17 protein-coding genes and 2 riboswitches are annotated in these 16,918 nt (G+C 57.3%); of the genes, 11 read left to right on the top strand and 6 right to left on the bottom strand.

The features are described 5' to 3' along the window. Window positions 1-4 precede the first annotated feature (4 nt). The 5 genes from FJ695_RS23340 (at window position 5) to FJ695_RS23320 (ending at window position 5,020) form a co-directional block, all read left to right on the top strand. Window positions 5-1,012, top strand: coding sequence for a fumarylacetoacetate hydrolase family protein (locus FJ695_RS23340; RefSeq protein ID WP_141187674.1), 1,008 nt, complete (start codon window positions 5-7; stop codon window positions 1,010-1,012). Window positions 1,013-1,170: 158 nt separating this feature from the next. Further along, window positions 1,171-2,043, top strand: coding sequence for a class D beta-lactamase (locus FJ695_RS23335; protein WP_141187673.1), 873 nt, complete (start codon window positions 1,171-1,173; stop codon window positions 2,041-2,043). Between the two features lie 19 nt (window positions 2,044-2,062). Further along, window positions 2,063-3,022, top strand: coding sequence for an MBL fold metallo-hydrolase (locus tag FJ695_RS23330; RefSeq protein ID WP_141187672.1), 960 nt, complete (start codon window positions 2,063-2,065; stop codon window positions 3,020-3,022). Between the two features lie 175 nt (window positions 3,023-3,197). Continuing rightward, the gene (locus tag FJ695_RS23325) at window positions 3,198-4,814 is read left to right on the top strand and encodes an FAD-dependent oxidoreductase (protein WP_141187671.1); all 1,617 of its coding nucleotides are present in this window, start codon (window positions 3,198-3,200) and stop codon (window positions 4,812-4,814) included. Next, on the top strand, window positions 4,814-5,020 hold the full coding sequence (locus FJ695_RS23320; RefSeq protein WP_141187670.1) for a DUF2783 domain-containing protein: 207 nt from the start codon (window positions 4,814-4,816) through the stop codon (window positions 5,018-5,020). Before FJ695_RS23325 ends, FJ695_RS23320 begins: the two co-directional genes overlap by 1 nt. Before the next feature lie 123 nt (window positions 5,021-5,143). Here the strand turns inward: FJ695_RS23320 and FJ695_RS23315 are convergent, their stop codons facing one another. Continuing rightward, window positions 5,144-6,583, bottom strand: a complete 1,440-nt coding sequence (locus FJ695_RS23315) for a short-chain fatty acyl-CoA regulator family protein (RefSeq protein ID WP_141187669.1) — start codon at window positions 6,581-6,583, stop codon at window positions 5,144-5,146. Between the two features lie 122 nt (window positions 6,584-6,705). Here FJ695_RS23315 and FJ695_RS23310 point away from each other — a divergent pair, with 122 nt between their 5' ends. Beyond that, window positions 6,706-7,029, top strand: coding sequence for a helix-turn-helix transcriptional regulator (locus tag FJ695_RS23310; protein ID WP_141187668.1), 324 nt, complete (start codon window positions 6,706-6,708; stop codon window positions 7,027-7,029). Between the two features lie 93 nt (window positions 7,030-7,122). Here the strand turns inward: FJ695_RS23310 and FJ695_RS23305 are convergent, their stop codons facing one another. The 5 genes from FJ695_RS23305 to FJ695_RS23285 all read right to left on the bottom strand — a co-directional run bounded on the left by FJ695_RS23305 (window position 7,123) and on the right by FJ695_RS23285 (window position 12,395). Continuing rightward, window positions 7,123-8,319 carry an OmpP1/FadL family transporter gene (locus FJ695_RS23305; RefSeq protein ID WP_141187667.1) on the bottom strand — a complete coding sequence of 399 codons (1,197 nt, stop codon included), beginning with the start codon at window positions 8,317-8,319 and terminating at the stop codon, window positions 7,123-7,125. Window positions 8,320-8,417: 98 nt separating this feature from the next. Further along, on the bottom strand, window positions 8,418-9,230 hold the full coding sequence (locus FJ695_RS23300; RefSeq protein WP_141187666.1) for an SDR family oxidoreductase: 813 nt from the start codon (window positions 9,228-9,230) through the stop codon (window positions 8,418-8,420). Next, complete coding sequence (locus FJ695_RS23295; protein WP_141187665.1) at window positions 9,227-10,153, bottom strand: SDR family oxidoreductase; 927 nt, start codon at window positions 10,151-10,153, stop codon at window positions 9,227-9,229. Before FJ695_RS23295 ends, FJ695_RS23300 begins: the two co-directional genes overlap by 4 nt. Beyond that, window positions 10,150-11,052 carry a bile acid:sodium symporter family protein gene (locus FJ695_RS23290; RefSeq protein WP_141187664.1) on the bottom strand — a complete coding sequence of 301 codons (903 nt, stop codon included), beginning with the start codon at window positions 11,050-11,052 and terminating at the stop codon, window positions 10,150-10,152. The genes FJ695_RS23295 and FJ695_RS23290 overlap by 4 nt, the downstream gene beginning before the upstream one ends. After that, window positions 11,049-12,395 carry an NAD(P)/FAD-dependent oxidoreductase gene (locus tag FJ695_RS23285; RefSeq protein WP_141187663.1) on the bottom strand — a complete coding sequence of 449 codons (1,347 nt, stop codon included), beginning with the start codon at window positions 12,393-12,395 and terminating at the stop codon, window positions 11,049-11,051. Before FJ695_RS23285 ends, FJ695_RS23290 begins: the two co-directional genes overlap by 4 nt. A gap of 74 nt (window positions 12,396-12,469) precedes the next feature. Between FJ695_RS23285 and FJ695_RS23280 the strand changes: the two genes are divergently transcribed. The 5 genes from FJ695_RS23280 to FJ695_RS23265 all read left to right on the top strand — a co-directional run bounded on the left by FJ695_RS23280 (window position 12,470) and on the right by FJ695_RS23265 (window position 16,589). After that, window positions 12,470-13,153 (top strand): TetR/AcrR family transcriptional regulator, encoded by a 684-nt coding sequence (locus tag FJ695_RS23280; RefSeq protein WP_141187662.1) that lies wholly within the window; start codon window positions 12,470-12,472, stop codon window positions 13,151-13,153. 318 nt (window positions 13,154-13,471) lie between these two features. After that, window positions 13,472-13,703: riboswitch (cobalamin riboswitch) on the top strand. 202 nt (window positions 13,704-13,905) lie between these two features. Then, on the top strand, window positions 13,906-14,043 hold the full coding sequence (locus FJ695_RS28090; RefSeq protein WP_168206471.1) for a hypothetical protein: 138 nt from the start codon (window positions 13,906-13,908) through the stop codon (window positions 14,041-14,043). Further along, a complete protein-coding gene (locus FJ695_RS23275) occupies window positions 14,043-14,801 on the top strand; it encodes a metal ABC transporter ATP-binding protein (protein ID WP_141187661.1) in 759 nt (252 codons plus the stop codon). The genes FJ695_RS28090 and FJ695_RS23275 overlap by 1 nt, the downstream gene beginning before the upstream one ends. Next, window positions 14,794-15,696, top strand: a complete 903-nt coding sequence (locus FJ695_RS23270) for a metal ABC transporter permease (RefSeq protein ID WP_209010791.1) — start codon at window positions 14,794-14,796, stop codon at window positions 15,694-15,696. The genes FJ695_RS23275 and FJ695_RS23270 overlap by 8 nt, the downstream gene beginning before the upstream one ends. After that, window positions 15,693-16,589: a metal ABC transporter substrate-binding protein gene (locus FJ695_RS23265; RefSeq protein WP_141187660.1), complete on the top strand. Its 897-nt coding sequence runs from the start codon at window positions 15,693-15,695 to the stop codon at window positions 16,587-16,589. The genes FJ695_RS23270 and FJ695_RS23265 overlap by 4 nt, the downstream gene beginning before the upstream one ends. An 86-nt stretch (window positions 16,590-16,675) precedes the next feature. Beyond that, a riboswitch (cobalamin riboswitch) is annotated at window positions 16,676-16,887 on the top strand. Window positions 16,888-16,918 lie beyond the last annotated feature (31 nt).

The raw sequence follows: 16,918 nt of genomic DNA, 5'->3' as shown, positions 1-16,918 counted from the left end.
TTTCATGAAACTGGCAAGTCTGAAGAACGGCAGCCGAGACGGCAAATTGGTGGTGGTCAACGAGCGACTGACCTATTGCACTGATGCCAGCCATATCGCGCCAACCCTCCAAGCGGCGCTTGATGATTGGGAGCGTGTCGCGCCGAAACTGGAACTCCTGGCGGAAAGCCTCTCTCATGATGCCGTGCCGACAATCCGTTTTCATGAGCACGATGCCTTGTCGCCTTTGCCGCGCGCCTATCAGTGGGCGGACGGTTCGGCCTACGTGAACCATGTTGAACTGGTACGCAAAGCCCGCGGTGCGACCATGCCGGACACCTTTTGGACCGATCCGTTGATGTATCAGGGCGGATCGGATACCTTCATCGCTCCGCGCGATCCGATCAAGATGCCGGACGAGGCCTTTGGCATCGACATGGAAGGCGAGATTGCCGTCATCACCGGCGATGTGCCCATGGGCGTTAGTGCGGAAGACGCATTGGCCTATGTCCGGCTGATTGTCCTGGTCAACGACGTGTCTCTGCGTGGACTTATCCCAGGCGAGCTCGCCAAGGGCTTTGGCTTCTTCCAGTCCAAACCTTCCTCGGCCTTTTCGCCGGTTGCTGTTACGCCGGATGCGCTGGGCGATGCCTGGAAAGACGGCAAACTGCATCTGCCGCTCCATGTCGACCTCAATGATCAGCCCTTCGGCCGGGCCGAAGGCGGCATAGATATGACCTTCGATTTCGGCCGGCTGATCGCCCATGCCGCGCGCACGCGGGCGCTTTCGGCCGGGACGGTGATCGGGTCTGGAACGGTCTCCAACAAGCTGGATGGCGGGCCGGGCAAGTCGCTCGCCGATGGCGGGGCTGGTTATTCCTGCATTGCCGAGTTGCGCATGATCGAGACGATTGAACAGGGCGAAGCCAAAACGCCGTTCTTGAAGTTCGGAGACGTGGTGCGCATCGAGATGATGGATTCTGACAACCACTCCATCTTCGGCGCGATCGAACAGACGGTCGTGAAGGTGTGAACGGGTGAGGTTCTTTGTTCCCAACATCGCCGTCATGCCCGGGCTTGACCCGGGTATCCAGGCCGTTTCACCTGCCAAATCCAGGAACTGTTCTTGTGGCTCGGTTACGGATTGGATTGCCGGATCAAGTCCGGCAATGACGAAGGAAAGGTGAGGCCATGGAGGGAACACTGAAAAGTCTCTCGATAATTTTGACCGCCGCACTTCTGATGCTTGGCCTTGACCAGGTGGTCAAAGCCGATGGCACCCAGCTGATCGCCTCAGACAAACTGAAGACGTTGAGCGAAGGCCGCTCCGTTGGCTTCTATGCGCTCGATCTTGAGACGGGCAAAACCTATCGCTACGGCGAAGAAGACATCGATACCCGACATGCACCTTGGTCGACGTTCAAGATCCCCAATTACCTGATCGCCCTTGAAAGCGGTGTTGCCGCAAATGCAGCGGCGACGCGTCAATGGGATAAGAAAAAACACCCGCCCTTGAGCTTCTGGCCGAAGATCTGGAAACGGGATCACACGCTCGACAGCGCGTTCAAGTTTTCCGTTGTCTGGTATTTCAAGGATGTTGCAGCAGATGTCGGCACGGACCGGTACAAGGATTATCTGGCGCGGTTTTCCTATGGCAATCAAACCGTTCCGGCCGCCAGCAATGACTTTTGGCTGGGCGGTGACAGCCTGACTATCAGCCTGCGTGAACAGGTCGGTTTTCTCTTCGCTCTCCGTAAGGGCGAAATCGAGATCAATGCCGGTTCTCTCGCTGCACTTGAAAATGCGTCCAACTTAGGCACGCAAACCGGCTACACACTGCATGCCAAGACCGGGGCAGGGCGCATCGCCTCTGGCCCGTCAAAAGGCACGTTGGAAGGCTGGTTCGTCGGCTGGGTCGATGGCCCGGGCGCCAAGGACACGGTCTTTGCGTTTTACACAACCGCTCCAAATTACGGAGCGATCAAATCCTTCCGCCAAGAGTTTTCGGAACAAGCACTTCAAGACATCGGTGCACTCCCGGACGGCTGGACCCCTTCAAAATAATCTTAAGGAACACACGCTCATGAGCAAGCAATTCGCTTCTGTTGGCGACATGGAAGAAAAAAAGATCTCCTTCACTGAAGTTGGCAAAGATCTTTGGGCTTTTACTGCGGAAGGTGATCCGAACACCGGTGTGATCATCGGCGACGACAGTGTGATGATCGTCGAGGCGCAAGCGACCCCGGCACTTGCCAATAAGGTGATCGAAAAGGTCCGCTCGGTGACCGATAAGCCGATCAGCCATTTGGTGCTGACGCATTATCATGCGGTCCGCGTGCTGGGCGCAGCCGCCTATCAGGCACCGAACATCATCATGAGCCAGAAGGCCCGTTCCATGGTTGTGGAACGCGGCGCGGAAGACCGCGAGTCCGAGTTCATGCGTTTCCCGCGTCTGTTCATGGGCTATGATGACGTCAGCAAAATCCCGCCGCTGACCTGGCCGACAACCACTTTCAACGACCGCATGACCGTTTATCTCGGCAAGCGCCGCGTGGATCTCAGGTTCCTTGGCCGCGCCCACACAGCGGGGGACATCGTCATCCATGTGCCGGACGAGAATGTCATGTTCACCGGTGACATCGTTGAATACCATTCGGCGTGTTATTGCGGCGACGGCCACTTCAACGACTGGCCAACAACGCTCGAAGCGATCCGTGCCTATGACGTGGAAGCCATTGCACCGGGGCGCGGCGATGCGCTGGTCGGAAAGGAGATGGTCGGCAAGGCGCTGACCAGCACGGCAGACTTTGTCACCTCGACGTATAAACCAGTGGCCCGGGTGGCCCAGGGCGGCGGATCGCTGAAAGACGCCTGGGATGCCTGCCGCGCCGAGTGTGATCCGAAGTTCAAGGACTATGCGATCTACGAGCACTGCCTGCCGTTCAACGTGGCCCGTGCATACGACGAGGCGCTCGGCATCGATACACCGCGCATCTGGACCGCAGAACGCGATGCCAAGATGTGGGCGGACTTGCAGGGATAATTGACCCAGCCTGTCATTTCTGCTGTCCCGGCCTTGAGGCGGGACCAGACGCATCAAGACCCCGGCTCAAGGCCGGGGAGGCCTTTTCGAGAACTGAGTTTCTATAACCGGTCCGTAGCCAGACATGGCTCCATAAGGCCAAGAAATTAGAAATTCCCGGCAGGGAGGAGAACCTGTGACCAAATTGTTTGAAGCGCCGCTGTACCCTTACAAGCGGTCGCCGGATCAGGATGCGTCAAGCCCTGTCCGTCATCCGGTGGTGGTGATTGGCGCGGGCCCGATCGGCCTTGCCATGGCCATCGATCTCGCACAGCAGGATGTGCCTGTTGTTGTTCTGGATGACAACGACAAGGTTAGCGTCGGGTCCCGAGCAATCTGTTTTTCCAAACGGTCCCTGGAAATCCTCGACCGGTATGGCTGCGGCGAAGAGATGGTCAACAAGGGCGTTGTCTGGAGCCATGGCCGGGTCTTTTTTGGCGACCGGCAGGTCTACAATTTTGATCTTCTGCCGGAAGACGGCCACCAGCGTCCGGCATTCATCAACCTGCAGCAATATTATTGCGAGCTTTATCTGGTCGAGCGGCTGCGGGCGCTGCAGCTTGAAGGAAAACCGGTTGAAATCCGCGGCGGCAATAAAGTTGCCTCGCTGGAGCAGAAAGCTGGTCACACGGCCCTGATTATCGACACCCAGGATGGTGCCTATCGTTTGGAAGCCGAATGGCTGATCGCCTGTGACGGCGCTGGGTCGCCGTCCCGACGGATGCTGGATCTGGATTTCGTTGGCCGGGTGTTTGAAGACAATTTCCTGATTGCAGATGTGATCATGAAAGCTGATTTTCCGACCGAACGCTGGTTCTGGTTCGACCCACCCTTCAACAAGGACCAGTCCGCCCTTCTTCACAAGCAGCCGGACGGGGTTTGGCGGATTGATCTGCAGCTCGGCTGGGACATCGACAAGGAAGAAGAAAAGAAACCGGAAAACGTTATCCCGCGTCTCAAACAGATGCTGGGCGATGACGTAGACTTCGATCTGGAATGGGTGTCGATCTACACCTTCCAGTGCCGCCGCATGGAGAAATTCCGCCATGGCCGGGTGATCTTTGCAGGTGATGCGGCCCACCAAGTGTCTCCGTTCGGCGCGCGTGGGGCCAACTCCGGCTTCCAGGACACGGACAATCTCGGCTGGAAACTGAAACTGGTTCTGGATGGCAAGGCGCCCGACAGCTTGCTGGACAGTTATGGCCTGGAGCGCGAGTGGGCGGCGGATGAAAACATTCTGCAAAGCTCCCGCTCGACCGATTTCATTACGCCGAAATCCGAGATGAGCCGGATTTTCCGTGACGCGGTTCTGGATCTTTCGGAAGGCTATGAGTTTGCCCGCCCACTGGTGAACTCTGGGCGCCTGTCCGTGCCGTGCGTCTATGAAACGTCACCGTTGAACAGCGACGATGTCGACGGCTTGCCGGCGCGAACACGCCCGGGCAGTCCGGCTGCTGATGCGCCGCTTGGCGAAGATTGGCTTTTGAAAAAGCTCAACGGCGGCTTCAAGCTTCTGGCGCTGGGCGTGGATGTTCCTGACCACTCCGAAATTGCCGGTATTCCGGTTGATAGTATTTGCGTTCCGGCGGGAGCAATCGGTGCGGATTTACGTGACCGGTACCTTGGAGAAGCCAAAGTTGCCGTTTACCTGATGCGGCCCGATCAGCATGTCGCAGCCCGCTGGACGGAACTTGATTGGACCCAAATAGAAATCGCCCTCAACCGGGCCATCGGCAAAGGGGAGGCGGCCTAATGGCGCAGACAGTAACCAAGGCGCAGCTCCGCCACCCAGATGATTTCTACGCCGATCTTCTGGCGGCTCACGAAGGCCTCAGCAAAGCGGAAAGCGATGCGTTCAACGCCCGTCTTATTCTCCTGATGGCCAATCGCATTGGCGATCCGGAGGATCTGAAAGCGTTGCTGGAGGCGGCGGGTCTTCAAGGCGCTTCCACGTCCTAAAAGGATGTGTAATCAGCATTGGGCAATCCGGTCCGGGCCCTGGGCCGATCTCGAATTCAAGCGGTCCCGGATCAAATCCGGGACCGCACAGGACAGGCGGCCTTTTCCGCTGGGAGAGAAAGCCTACCGCGCAGCCTTCGCCTGATAGGGCACAACGCCGCGCTCGCGGCTGTCGATGAAGGGAGTAGTGTTGATTGCCGGGAAGGCGCGTTGATCGCAATTGTCGCGCGGGCAAATCCGGCAGTTGACCCCCAAGGGTTCGGGAACAGACCGTTCGTCCATCGCCAGGCCATCTGCATATACAATCGCATCGGCATATTGCGCTTCGCAGCCAAATCCAAGGGCATAACGGCGGGCCTGGGTTTTGTAATCGGCGGTGTGTTTGGTGACACTCGTTGCCACGCATAGGTATTTGACACCGTCCGGCATTTGGGCGATCTGCGAAATAAACTTGTCGGTCGTTTGTTCAAACGCCTGATGCACGTTCCAGCGCGGACAAGAACCGCCAAAACGCGCGAATTGAAACCGCGTCGCGCTGTGCCGTTTGACGACATTTCCGGCCCTGTCGATCTTGACGAAATAAAACGGAATTCCTTTGGAGCCACTGCGTTGCAAGGTCGACAACCGGTGGCAGATCTGCTCGATGCTGGCGTCCATCTGGTGCGACAGGCGCTGGGTGTCATGGCGGCAGGCAGACGCTGCGTCCAGAAAAGCGTCATAAGGCAACAGCAGCGATCCGGCGAAGTAATTGCGCAAAGCGAGCCGGGCAATGCTGTCGGCCGACTGGGTCCGGAAGCGGGCGGCTTTAACTTCTGATGTCAGCATATCCTTGGCATGGAGTTCGGCAATAACCGTGCCCAGCAGGAATGATTTTGAACTGTCCGGCACGGCGCGGTGAATAGAGATACGGCGGTCAAATTCACTGTGCCGGATCAGCGCCGCGTCTTCCGCACCATGCTGCTCAACAGTGATGTCATACGTCTCAAAGAGCCAATCTGTGAGAGCAGTCAGTTTCGGTGTATCCGCTGTCAGGTTGATCTTGTGGGCCAGTTGTTCAGCGGCCCGGTCGATCGCATCGACGTAATTGTCCTGATAATGAAAATAGTCTCGAACTTCCTCATAGGCCGACTTGGCGATGCTGCCGGTGCCATCGTCAGAGGCGTTCATTTGCAGAAGATCGTCTTCGCCGGCGTCCTTTTCATGATAAGCGCGCATGGTGCCGTACATGTCCATGATGGCTTTGGCCGCTTCCGGTGCGCGGGTGACAAGCTCGTGCAGATCCTGCTTGCTAATTCTTGTGCCGTGAAACCGGGTATCTGTGAAAATCTCCTCCAGATCCTGGGTCATGCGATCGAGATCATTGTCTTCGAAGGCTGCCAGATCCGTGCCGAAAATCCGGTGAATGGCGAGCAGAACCGAGGCCGTGATGGGCCGGTTGTTGTTTTCGATCTGGTTGATATAGGGCGTTGAAAGCCCGAGCTTTTTTGCAAATTCTACTTGCGAGAGACCGGTGTCCGCGCGGATCTGGCGCAGCGTGTGGCCGGAATAGAGGTTCTTCTGCATACTTTCGTCCGGTCAAATTGCAAAAAATTAGCTAATAGCAATACTCAAGTTAACATTTTACAATTCGCTTGTCCTGAACAAAACTGCGCTCACGTCATTCACCAGAGGAAGAGGACCCCGACATGACTGCTCACTTTGCGCTCCATTCGACCCAGGACCTGCTCCTCCGGGCAAAGCCTGTGACGAGAGCTTTTGTCCCAAGCGAAAATATTCTGGAAGGCGTCACACCGCGCCAGCTGGAGATCATGTTGAAGCTGTGTGAGGGCAAGGTGAACAAGCAGATCGCCTACGAGCTTGGGGTCACCACAGCGACGGTCAAGGCGCACATCCGTTTTGCCATCAAGCGTCTTGGCGCGAAAAACCGGGTGCATGCGGTCGCAATGGTTGCTGCCAATGCCGCGCTCCACCGTCCTGACGAAGCTGTCGAAATGGGTCTATGTGCCTGAACAAGATAGGCTGCTAGGCAACCGGCAAGATGTAGCTTGGCCCTTGACCTGAAGAAAAAGCCGCATCCTGTGGAATGCGGCTTTTGTTGTTTCTTAGAACGAGAACTTCAGTTTGGTCTGAAGCGTATAGTTCCACGAATTGCCGTATTTATATTGGGTGGTCGCGCCGGACGTGGATGCCAGATTTGTCAGGTCACCGGAGCCGGAAGTTTTGTAAGTGGCCGCGGTGCCGATGGTGAGTTCTGCATGCTCATCCAGTTTGAGCGCTGTTCCAACACCAAATGAATAGGTGTCCGAATAGGACTGACCGACGCCCCGGTCCCAGCGGACGGTCGAGCCGACTTTCAGCCAGTCATTGACCTTGTGAGCAATCCCGGCGCGGATGGTCCAGCCGTCGTCATAGCCAAGGAACCGGTTGACGACTGTATTTCCTACCGGATTGGTGACCTTCAGTGACTGAAGTTTCGACCAATCGACCCATTTGACGCCAAAAGTTGCCAGCCAATCCGGGGCGATGCCGGTTTGTAGATTGAGCTCCAGGGATTGTGGCATCGTCACGGAGGCAAAGCTGTCGAAACTGGTGACACCCGTCACCTCGGTGCCGCCGTCAAGATCAACGTCAATCGCGGAATCGTAAATTAGGCTCGCCCGGATCGCATATTCTGGGATTTCGTAAGACGCGCCGATCCGCCAGCCGAAACTCGGGTCATTAGAGCGAACATCCAGGCGGGTCGGAAGTGAGACGTAAGTTGCGGGCGGAATGATACCGCCTAACGTGAAATTGTCGGTCCGGTACTTCAAATACAGCAGGTTGGCCCCGGCAATGGCGCGCATGTAATGGCCATCACGCACCTGGAATTTGTAAGCGCATGTTCCGTTAAAGCCTTTTCCTGAAGCAGACGTCTTGGTCAGCGAAAACCGGCCTTGCCAGGCATTGTCGAGCTCTTCTTCGATCTGATAGGGATCATTGGCGCGCGCCATACAGTCCAGCTGATCGGTGAGCCGGAACTTAGCAGCAAACTGATAATTCCAGATGTTTGGAGTCGCGCGGCTTGTTGCCGGTCCGCCAATGACCGGAGCACCGCCGACTTGGGCGTTGGTGACTTCGTAGTCAACGTTCCGGTCAACCCCTTTGGTGGTGACCTCAAATGCAAACCGGCTGTCGTCAAACAACAGCTCGTTTGAGCCCACCCCAAGTGTGTCCCAACCGCCAGCATATGCTGGCGATAGGCACAGCAGGACCGTTCCGCCAATCATGAGATTGGCGGCCAAATGATTAAATTTGCCCATAATTTCCCCTCCACGAGTGGTGCTGCGCCCGGTGTGGCTGTTGTTCCAAGGCGCGGCCTATTGACCGCTAATGCGCGGTGGTTCTCCCCTGTTGATGGTCACAAGCCATGCGGTGTGGTTTGCCCTCCCGGTTTTTGTGATGCTTGCGCCAGAATTGCCCGCTCCATAAGACGTTGATAGAGGCCGGGTGATAGCCGGTTGATCCAGTTGGAGAGCCGGGCCACCCGGCCGATCGGTATGAAGTCCCGGCGCCGTTTGAGACCGCGGTAGAGCGTTTCGGCGGCCTGCGCCGGTGTCATGGCATCCACCTGATCGGACGCCGATCCGGGGCGAGCGATGCCGGAGTTTTTCGGTGTGCCGGCGTCTGTGTTGGTTGCGATAAAGCTCGGAGCGGCGATCAGGCAGGAGACGCCATGCTGCCGTTCTTCTGAGCGCAACGATTTGAAAAAACCCTCCAGCGCATGTTTGCTGCCGGCATAAGCTGTTCTGAGAGCCAGAGGGCAGAAGCCTGCGACCGAAGAGATTGCCAGGTGCGTGCCTTTTGAGCGGCGTACGTCCGGCCCAAACTCCTTCGCCATGGCGACGGCGCCAAAGTAATTAACCTCAAACACCTTGCGGTGGTCGGGGAGGGTCTGATGGGTGAAGGGGCCGATGTGGGTGATCCCGGCGTTGTAGACCACCAGGTCGATTGACGGCCTATGCTCGCGAATAACCTGCGCAGCTTCGAGTAGGGCGGCTGAATCGGTGATGTCGCAAGGGATCGCCAGCGTATCCGGAGTCGATCTTAATGCGTCAAGCTGCGGGCCGGGCAGGCATAAGATCACCGTGAACCAGCCGTTGGCGCGCAGGATAGCTCCAAAGGCCTGGCCGAGGCCGCCCGTTCCACCTGAGATGATGGCCGTCGGTTTCATAGCCCGGCCTCCCGGCGCCACAAATCGAAGACTTCCGCGCTCGTTCGTTTGGGGGTATAGCCGAACTCCGTTTTCAGCGCGGTATTGTCGAGCACCGGGCGGAACTGCAAAAAACGCACCTGTTCGGCGCCGAACCGAGACAAGCCTAGGGGATGTGCAATTGCAAGCGCTGCCTTAAGCAGGCCAACCGGCAGCCGGATCAGCTGTTTGTTGAGCCGCTTGGCGAGGTCGGACATTGTCAGTGCGCCATCTCCGGCGACGTTATAAATGCCGGGCGGGCCGGAGGTTGCGGCGCGCTCGACAATGCGGGCCAAATCTTCCGTCCAGATGAAAACAAAGGGGCTTTCGCTGCCCGTCACGCCCAACAAGCGTGGCTTGTGAAACAGCGAAGTGATCTGGTTTTCAACGCCTTCACCCAGAACCGTGCAGACCCGCAAGACAACCTGCTCCAGATGCGGTGCATCGCGCCGGGCCGTCGTCAGGAGCTGTTCGACCTGGCGTTTATGATCTGAATAGGCAAACTCCGGGTTGCCGCGCAGTGGATCGGTTTCTTTCAGCCAGGCGGGGTTGTCGGCATGATAGCCATAGGCGGCCCCAGACGAGGTGACGACGAGGCGCCGGACGCTGGCGGCCACACAGGCAGTAATGACGTTCCGGGTGCCCTCGACATCAACCTGATAGGCAAATTGGCGGTCTCCGGGTTCCAAAATGGACGCGAGATGAACAACGGCGTCCGGCATTTTCGAACCAATGATATCAGCGACATCAGGCCCGCATACGTCCATCGGCAAGCTTTCAACGCTATCCGGAAGATCTGTCTGTGGAGCGACATCGGTCGCAATCACTTCATGGTCATCTGCCAGCAACTTGACCAGCCGCTGTCCGATCATGCCGCCGGCGCCGGTTATCAAAATGCGGCTCATCGGGCGGCCTCCGTGCGGGAAAACCACTTGGCAAGCGCAAGGCCCGATACCGCGTGCCAAATCCCCCAGAAGGCCGCCACGACGGCCATCCCGCCCAGGCCATGGAAGAAGCCAAAGATCAGGATGAGGCCAAGTCCGGAATTCTGAATGCCGGTTTCGATGGATATCGCCCGCCGGTCATAGGGGGACAGCCCGGCAACGGTGGCAACCATATACCCTCCGAAGAGCGCAATGCCGTTGTGGGCTATGACCAGCGGGACGATATCCGGCCCGAAGGCTCCCAGAAACTCCCAGTTTCCATAAAGGGCGACGACGATGAAGCTAATGAAGATGAGCATAGAGAGCTTTTGCAGGGGGCGCCGTAAATGCCAGGCCAGTTCCGGAAGGTTGCGGTTGACCAGCATTCCGAGCGTTAGCGGCAGGATCAGCATGAGGCAGACCGTCATTGCTACTTGAAACGGGTCGATATGAATGGAGGTCATGAAGGCACGGCTCGGCCCGTAAAGGCTGCCCCAGAAGGCAATGTTGAACGGGGTAAAAAGGACCGTTCCAATGGTGGTGAATGCGGTCAGGGACACCGCCAAGGCCGCGTTGCCGCCGGCCTTGTGCGTGATGTAGTTGGAAATGTTGCCGCCTGGACAGGCCGCCACCAAAATGAGGCCGAGCGCAACAGACCCTTGAGGTTGAACGGCCAGCACCAAGCCGAAGGTGAGGGTCGGTAGCACCAGGAACTGAGACAGAATGCCGGTCAAAAACGGTTTGGGCGTACGCAGCAAGGCCCTAAAATCATTGGGCGTAATATCGAGGGCGACGGCGAACATGACAATGGCCAGTACGCCGTTCAAGAGAAGCATGCTGTCCGGCGAAAAATTGAGGACAGCCGCATCGATATCTGTCATCGAGCCGCCTCTTTAAGAGCGGCGATCCTTTGTGTCACCGATCTCCTGTAGGTTTTTTTGTCGACGTAATAGGCCATGCGGGCCAGCTTCAGATAGTTGACCCCGCCGGTTTCGCGCTGAAAACCATTGGCTTTGAAGCTTTTAATGCTGTCCGCTTCCCGATTGCCGCTCGACAGTCCCTTGATGTAGCGGGCGACCAGTTCGGCCTGCTCATGGCGGCCCTGCCAGCCAAGGCCGGTTGCCTCGACCATGCCAAGCACAAAAAGGTCATCACGCTTGGGGTGCATGCAATTGAGGTAAAGGCTGGGAGCAGCCCCGGTCCAATTGAGCAGGTCCTTGGAAATAAACGGATAATCGAGCACATAGCCGGTGGCGGTGACGATCATGTCATAGTCGGCCCGGGTGCCGTCGGTGAAGTGAACGGTATGGCCGTCAAAGCGGTCGATGTCCGGCCGGATTTTGAGGTCGCCATGGCCTGCGTGAAACAGGATCAGCGAATTGACCACCGGATGGCTTTCATAAAGCCTGTAGTCCGGCTTTGGAAAGCCGTAGCGCTGCGGATTGCCGGCGAACCAGTTCAAAACCACACCGTCGATCTTGCGCCGCAACCACATAGGCAGGGCGGCCGTCCGGCTTTGAGTGTCGGCCGGTTTGCCGAAGACGTATTTCGGCACGAAATAATAGCCCCGGCGCATGGAGAGGTCGGTGCTTTTGGCATGATGGATGGCATCGACTGCAATGTCGCAGCCGGAATTGCCGGCGCCGACGATCAGAACCCTTTTGCCATCGAACTGGCTGGCAGTTTTGTAGCTGGCGGCGTGAATGAGTTCGCCGGCAAAGTTTCCGTTGAACGCCGGAATGTTGGGTGTCGATAAGGTGCCGTTGGCTATCAGGATGCCTTTGAAGGTCGCTTCTTGGTCGCTGCCATCGGGCTCGCGCCAGACAACCCGCCAGCCGGCGCCTGACTGCCCAAGTGGCTCGGCTTTCAGAACCTCGGTATTGAACTTGTAGCTTCTATAAAGATCAAAGTGGCGGGCAAAGGCCTGGAAATAGGAGCGCATGTCCTTGTGTGACGGATAGTCGGGCGTCTCCGGCGGCATTGGGAAATCGGCAAATTCCGTCATCGTTTTGGACGAAATCAGGTGGGCGGTTTCATACATGGTTGAGCGCGGGCCGTCGATGTCCCACACGCCGCCCACATCTGAATGCAGCTCGAAGCCCTGAAAGGGGATACCTTGTTCGGTCAAGACCTTGGCCATGGCCAGCCCCATGGGGCCAGCGCCAATCAAAGCAAAAGATTCCTGCGCGCGGACGCATGGCGCCGCACCTGCTACTTGTGGCATGTTTCCTCCCAACCACGTCAGTGGTATTGTTATATTGAACGAATGTTCAAAATAAGCAAGGGTTCCTGTAAAAAATGACAGTGAAAACTGCCGTCCGGCGTCGTGCGCCCAGCAAAAAGTCTTTGGAAACAAAGGCTAAGATTCTGGATGTTGCAGAGGAATTGTTCTCCAGAAGAGGATTTGACGGAACGTCAATCCGGGATATTGCAAAGGCGGCGGGCGTTCAGGTGGCGCTGGTGCACCATCATGGCGGGCCAAAGGAAGAGCTGTTTCATTTGGTCGTGGCCAGAAGGGCCAAACCGCTGGCCGAGTTGCGACAAAAGGTTCTGGCGGACAAAAAGGCAGACGTTCAAAAACAGGGTCGCGAGAACCTCACATTGCGGGAAATCCTGTCCTGTTTTGTTTTACCGTTCCTGGACCTCACCTTGTCGGACAAGGCTGAATGGCCGTCTTATGGGCGCTTGATTGCGCTGGTGTCGGCGGATGAGCGCTGGCGGGCGATTGCTGAAGAGTGTTTTGATCCGACGGCAGCTGTTTTTCTGGACGAGATTGCGGCCCTTTTGCCGGATGTTTCGCGCACCAACTTGAGCGCGGCCTTTGTTTTTACCGTATCCGGCATGCTGGCGCTCACGTCCAGCAGCTGGCGGATTGGGGCAGTTGCCCGCCAGCAAGAAGAGGCCGATCTTGCCGAGGCGCTGCTCGATTACAGCGAAGCGGGCTTTTTGCGCCTGTGCGGCAAAAAGGCGGCAGCAGTTTAAGTGCGATTGCAGGCATTGGTTCCAAAACGATTGGTTTGCATAAGTACGCGGTGGAAACGTCAATCTGGAAAACCGGTTCAGGAACGATTCTAGAGACTACTGCGATGACGGCGGCGTGCATAAGATTCTTAAGATACCAAAAGAACAGAGCTTTTCGCCGAGATTCGGTCTTTTGCTTCCTCAAATCGCCAAAAAGATAATTCCTGAATGCGGTGAGGCATTTTGCGAAGCCACGTAAACAAATGACTGTTTTCCTCAGCCTTGAGGCATCGTTTGCGAATTTGGCAAAAAACGGTGTTGATCATTTCCGACTGTAGAAATATGGTCCGCGGAGATGGTTCTTGCAGAATGAAGATCGCTGCAAGATGAAAAGGGAACACGGTGAGGAAGAGCCGAAAGGGCGCTGAATCCGTGACTGCCCCCGCAACTGTGAGCGGCGAGCGACCCCTAAAGATCCACTGAGCCTTCATCCAAGAATGAAAGGCCCGGGAAGGATGGGGATAGCTTAGACCCGCGAGTCAGGAGACCTGCCATCGCAACCGAAACTTTGCCGGGCGGGGTGTCCCGGAGGGAGAAGCCAATGTACCAAGCGGCCATCGCCGTCCAGATATATGGTCTCACCGTATCCCCGTCTCTTTGGAGGTGGCGATGCGGCCAATTGCGATTCAACAGAGACTGACGGCGCGCAGCCGCAGGTCTTCCTGTAAGCCAGATCTAAACCGGGTAATCACGCCGCAGCTTGTGCCGCTGCGATGAACCGGCGTGCCTCTTCTACCCATTTGCCGGAAAGCCGGCTGCCGTGCCTGACTGAGATGGGCCTGACGGCTCTGGTCGCGGGAGCACTTGGCCTTGCTGGTCTCCTCTGGATTGCAATCGTGGCGGTGCTTTGATGACGACCGTTCTCGAAATCCGCAATCTTGCCTTGGGCTACCCGGATCTTACCCTGTTCAAGCATCTGTCGTTGGACATTGAGGCTGGGACCACTCTTGCAGTGCTTGGCGCGAATGGCTCCGGCAAAAGCACTTTCGTCAAGATGCTGCTTGGGCTCATGGAGCCGCTAGCCGGGCGTGTTACATGGCCAGCGGGTCGCCCGCATGAAGTTGGTTATCTGGCACAACTTACCGAGTTTGATCGCCGGTTTCCCATCCGTGTTCGGGATCTGGCGGCCATGGGGGCCTGGAAGGGCTTTGGCCTTTGGTCCGGACTTGGCCGAAAGGGGAAAGACCGGGTGGCGGCAGCGCTCGATGAAGCCGGGATCCTGGATCTCGCCGACCGTTCGCTCCACACGTTGTCGGGCGGCCAATTGCAACGCGCTCTGTTTGCCCGTGTGATTTTGCAAGATGCGCCATTGATCCTTTTGGACGAGCCGTTTGCTGCGGTGGATCAAAGCACCGAGGCGCATCTTCTTTCCATCATCAAGCGCTGGCGCGAAGAGGGCCGTGCGGTGGTCCTCGTTGTTCATGACCTCTCGTCTGTTCTGGACCATTGCAGCCACGCGCTGCTTTTAGGGGGCGGAATGGCAACCCATGGCCCGGTGGAGGATGTTTTGACCTCCGACCGGCTTGTGGAGCAAGGCTATCTGTCGCAAAGCCAGGCTTCCTGGATGTTTCGGGGACCGGCACAGCAACAGGAGCGCGCCCATGTTTGAGCTGTTTGCCGAAATGTGGAGCTTTGCCTTCATGCGGCGCGCTTTCGTGGCGACCACGGTGCTGTCAGCGTCCGTCGCCCCAATCGGCGCCTTTCTCGTCCTGCGCCGGCTTTCGCTGGCGGGGGAAGCCATGGCCCATGCGATCACGCCCGGTATCGTGATTGGCTTTGTTGCTGCCGGTTTGTCTGTGATGTCGCTTCTGGTCGGCGGGCTGATAGCTGGTGTCGGAGTCGCCATTTTGACCGCATTGTTGGCGCGAAAAACGATCCTGCGCAGTGATGCCAGCCTGGCGTCTCTGTACCTGATTGCACTTGCGGCGGGGATCTTCATCCTGTCGGCCGCCGGATCTGCCGTGCCGTTAAAAAGCTTCCTCTTTGGCTCGATCCTGGGCATTGACGATGCCTCGATGATGCTGGTCGGCGGTGTTGCCACCGTGACTCTGGTGGCTTTTGCGGTGCTCTTGCGGCCGCTGATTGTCAGCACCTGCGATCCGATTTTCTTCGAAGCTCAGACAAAGCGGCCCTGGATTGTCGATCAGGGGTTCATGTTGTTGCTGGTCTTGAACCTGCTCGCAGCCTTCAAAACGCTCGGCACTTTGATGGCCGTTGGGCTGATGATCTTACCGGCAACGGCGGCCCGCTATTGGGCCAGCACCATCACAGGCCAGCTGGTTCTTGGTTTTCTGTTTGCGTTGGCAAGCTGCTGGATCGGACTGACCTTGTCCTACCTCTTTCCCGAAACACCTTCTGGCCCGGCCATTGTTTTGGTTGCTGGCGGTTTCTTCGTGATCTCGGCCCTCTTTGGGCCCCTCGGCTTCAGCGGCCGGTTCCGCAAACCGTCTGCTGCAAAGAACCTGTCTATTGAACAATCCTATACTGAAGAGAGTACCCAATGAGCCTTTTGAAAACACTGGCTGCGGGCTTCGCTGCAACATCCCTGATGTTTGCAGCATTGCCGGCCGCCGCGCATGATGACGTCAAGATCGTCGCCAGCTTCTCGATCCTGGGTGACATGGTGGAACAAGTGGTTGGCGATCACGCCAGCGTCACCACCATTGTAGGCCCTGATGCCGACGCGCACGTCTATCAACCGTCTGTTGCTGATGCGAAGGCTGTGGCTCAATCTGACGTCATCTTCGTCAATGGTCTCGGTTTCGAAACATGGTCCGATACATTGATCAAAGAATCCGGCACAAAGGCGACCGTCCATATTGCGACGGAAGGTGTAACACCGGTGAAGGTTGACGGCGAAACCGACCCGCATGCCTGGAACTCGCTGACAAACGGCATGGTCTATGTGCAGAACATTGCCAGTGTGATGAGCAAGGCAATGCCGGATCATGCGGCTGATTTCAAAGCCAACGCGGACGCTTACATCGCCAAGCTGGAGGCCCTCGACAAGGAAACCCGCGAGAAACTGTCAACGCTGCCGGAAAACCGCCGCACCGTCGTCACCGCCCACGATGCCTTTGGGTATCTGGCGGATGCCTATGGTCTGACCTTCCTTGCCCCTGTTGGCATCGATACGGAAGCTGAGCCGTCAGCACGTGACCTGGCTGTCCTGATCGGCCAGCTGAAGGAACAAGGCGCAGCGGCCCTCTTTGTCGAAAACATCACCAGCCCGGCGCTTGTGAAGCAGATTTCCGACGAGACGGGCATTGAGATCGGCGGCCGTCTGTTCTCCGACGCTCTATCTGAGCGCGGCGGCCCGGCAACCAGCTATCTGGCGATGTTCCAGCACAATCTCGGCACGCTGCTCGAAGCTCTCGGCAAAGACACAGCTAGCTAACACTTGCAAAGGAACGGAGGCGGCGCATTTTGCCGCCTCCGGGTCGCTTTCAACACTTTGGATGGATTGACATAGTCCAGATGAAAAGTGACACTTTCGGCGATGGTTCTTGGGTCAAAGGTTTTTGGTTCAAGATGAAAAGGGAACACGGTGCGGCTATGAAAAAAGCTTATTCCGTGACTGCCCCCGCAACTGTGAGCGGCGAGCAACCTTGAACTGGCCACTGGGACATCCCGGGAAGGCTCAGGGAAGCAGCGACCCGTAAGTCAGGAGACCTGCCATCGTTCTTAAACTCAAACCCGGGCGGGGTGCCCCCGGAGGAGACGGAC

This window comes from Labrenzia sp. PHM005 (genome assembly GCF_006517275.1).
In the GTDB taxonomy this organism is placed as follows: domain Bacteria; phylum Pseudomonadota; class Alphaproteobacteria; order Rhizobiales; family Stappiaceae; genus Roseibium.
The sequence above is the reverse complement of the archived record's forward strand: the minus strand, read 5'-3'. Positions and strand labels throughout refer to the sequence as shown.

Coding starts and splice junctions, on each gene's coding strand:
- FJ695_RS23340 (WP_141187674.1), top strand. CDS start 5: ATGAAACTGGCAAGTCTGAAGAACGGCAGCCGAGACGGCAAATTGGTG.
- FJ695_RS23335 (WP_141187673.1), top strand. CDS start 1,171: ATGGAGGGAACACTGAAAAGTCTCTCGATAATTTTGACCGCCGCACTT.
- FJ695_RS23330 (WP_141187672.1), top strand. CDS start 2,063: ATGAGCAAGCAATTCGCTTCTGTTGGCGACATGGAAGAAAAAAAGATC.
- FJ695_RS23320 (WP_141187670.1), top strand. CDS start 4,814: ATGGCGCAGACAGTAACCAAGGCGCAGCTCCGCCACCCAGATGATTTC.
- FJ695_RS23315 (WP_141187669.1), bottom strand. CDS start 6,583: ATGCAGAAGAACCTCTATTCCGGCCACACGCTGCGCCAGATCCGCGCG.
- FJ695_RS23310 (WP_141187668.1), top strand. CDS start 6,706: ATGACTGCTCACTTTGCGCTCCATTCGACCCAGGACCTGCTCCTCCGG.
- FJ695_RS23305 (WP_141187667.1), bottom strand. CDS start 8,319: ATGGGCAAATTTAATCATTTGGCCGCCAATCTCATGATTGGCGGAACG.
- FJ695_RS23300 (WP_141187666.1), bottom strand. CDS start 9,230: ATGAAACCGACGGCCATCATCTCAGGTGGAACGGGCGGCCTCGGCCAG.
- FJ695_RS23295 (WP_141187665.1), bottom strand. CDS start 10,153: ATGAGCCGCATTTTGATAACCGGCGCCGGCGGCATGATCGGACAGCGG.
- FJ695_RS23290 (WP_141187664.1), bottom strand. CDS start 11,052: ATGACAGATATCGATGCGGCTGTCCTCAATTTTTCGCCGGACAGCATG.
- FJ695_RS23285 (WP_141187663.1), bottom strand. CDS start 12,395: ATGCCACAAGTAGCAGGTGCGGCGCCATGCGTCCGCGCGCAGGAATCT.
- FJ695_RS23280 (WP_141187662.1), top strand. CDS start 12,470: ATGACAGTGAAAACTGCCGTCCGGCGTCGTGCGCCCAGCAAAAAGTCT.
- FJ695_RS28090 (WP_168206471.1), top strand. CDS start 13,906: ATGAACCGGCGTGCCTCTTCTACCCATTTGCCGGAAAGCCGGCTGCCG.
- FJ695_RS23275 (WP_141187661.1), top strand. CDS start 14,043: ATGACGACCGTTCTCGAAATCCGCAATCTTGCCTTGGGCTACCCGGAT.
- FJ695_RS23270 (WP_209010791.1), top strand. CDS start 14,794: ATGTTTGAGCTGTTTGCCGAAATGTGGAGCTTTGCCTTCATGCGGCGC.
- FJ695_RS23265 (WP_141187660.1), top strand. CDS start 15,693: ATGAGCCTTTTGAAAACACTGGCTGCGGGCTTCGCTGCAACATCCCTG.